Below are 723 nucleotides of genomic sequence, written 5' to 3'. Positions count from 1 at the left end.
CACTTAATAAAGTGTTTTGAGAACTCAATGTATTACTAAAAAGGGATTAACTTCTCAGTAATACGATTTGTAATTAATACAACGACAGACATCATCGTATTAAATACTATCAGCTTTCCAAATTGTTAAAGAGCGGGCTTAAAAAAGCCAAAGATAAAACTGTCGTTTTATCTTTGGCGTCTCTATCCATGAGCAAGTAAATGGTGGAGCTATGCGGGATCGAACCGCAGACCTCCTGCGTGCAAGGCAGGCGCTCTCCCAGCTGAGCTATAGCCCCATTTACATGCAGTCAAACAAACTTACGTTAATACAAAATCTTGTTTAGGAGAAAACAAAGATTTTGGTGGGTCAGAGTGGACTTGAACCACCGACCTCACCCTTATCAGGGGTGCGCTCTAACCAGCTGAGCTACAGACCCAACGTAATTTGCTCTTACTTTCTATCAAGTAATCTGTGTGAACACTCAACAAACATTAAGTTAGTCGTATAGGTAAGGAGGTGATCCAGCCCCAGGTTCCCCTAGGGCTACCTTGTTACGACTTCACCCCAGTCATGAACCACACCGTGGTAAACGTCCTCCCGAAGGTTAGACTATCTACTTCTGGTGCAGCCCACTCCCATGGTGTGACGGGCGGTGTGTACAAGGCCCGGGAACGTATTCACCGTAGCATTCTGATCTACGATTACTAGCGATTCCGACTTCATGGAGTCGAGTTGCAGACT

At 44.8% G+C, this 723-nt stretch carries 2 tRNA genes and 1 rRNA gene; all 3 read right to left on the bottom strand.

The features are described 5' to 3' along the window. Nucleotides 1-201 precede the first annotated feature (201 nt). Nucleotides 202-277: transfer RNA gene (locus tag A9267_RS17000), tRNA-Ala, on the bottom strand. A 64-nt stretch (nt 278-341) separates the two neighbouring features. Further along, a tRNA-Ile gene (locus tag A9267_RS16995) sits at nt 342-418 on the bottom strand. A 73-nt stretch (nt 419-491) separates the two neighbouring features. Continuing rightward, a 16S ribosomal RNA gene (locus A9267_RS16990) occupies nt 492-723 on the bottom strand; the annotation flags it as partial.

Source organism: Shewanella sp. UCD-FRSSP16_17, assembly GCF_001675935.1.
Classification (GTDB): Bacteria; Pseudomonadota; Gammaproteobacteria; order Enterobacterales; family Shewanellaceae; genus Shewanella; species Shewanella japonica.
The sequence above is the reverse complement of the archived record's forward strand: the minus strand, read 5'-3'. Positions and strand labels throughout refer to the sequence as shown.